The organism is Mesorhizobium sp. M8A.F.Ca.ET.181.01.1.1 (assembly GCF_004792025.1).
Lineage (GTDB): Bacteria > Pseudomonadota > Alphaproteobacteria > Rhizobiales > Rhizobiaceae > Mesorhizobium.
The window spans coordinates 1-360 of record NZ_SRTV01000103.1; the positions used below are offsets into that span (position 1 = coordinate 1).

Consider the following 360-nt stretch of genomic DNA (forward strand, 5'->3'; position numbering starts at 1 on the left):
CGGCGTCAAGGCGAGGCAGGCCCAGCATTTCGACGAGGCGGCGGATCTGCTCAAGCGCGCGTTGGCGCTGAAGCCCGACAATGCCGATGCCCTGGTGCAGCTCGGCTTTGTCGAGCTCGGCCGCAACGATCTGACGGCAGCGCGCGATGCCTTTTCCAGGGCGCTTGCGATTGCCCCGACCTATCGCGATGCCAGTTTCGGCATGGCCGAGGTCGAGTTCCGCTCCGGCAATCTGGACGCGGCACTCCCGCTCGCCGAAACGATTGCGCAAGCCGATCCCGGCAATACCGACGCCGCATCGCTTGTCAGGAACATCCGCAAGGCTAAGCAGGCCAACGGCGTCAAAGCCAAACAGGCCGC

At 65.3% G+C, this 360-nt stretch carries 1 protein-coding gene; it reads left to right on the plus strand.

The window, feature by feature from the left end:
* Positions 1–360, plus strand: a 360-nt coding sequence (locus EN824_RS33775; protein WP_135933185.1) for a tetratricopeptide repeat protein, incomplete at both ends; no start/stop codon positions are given.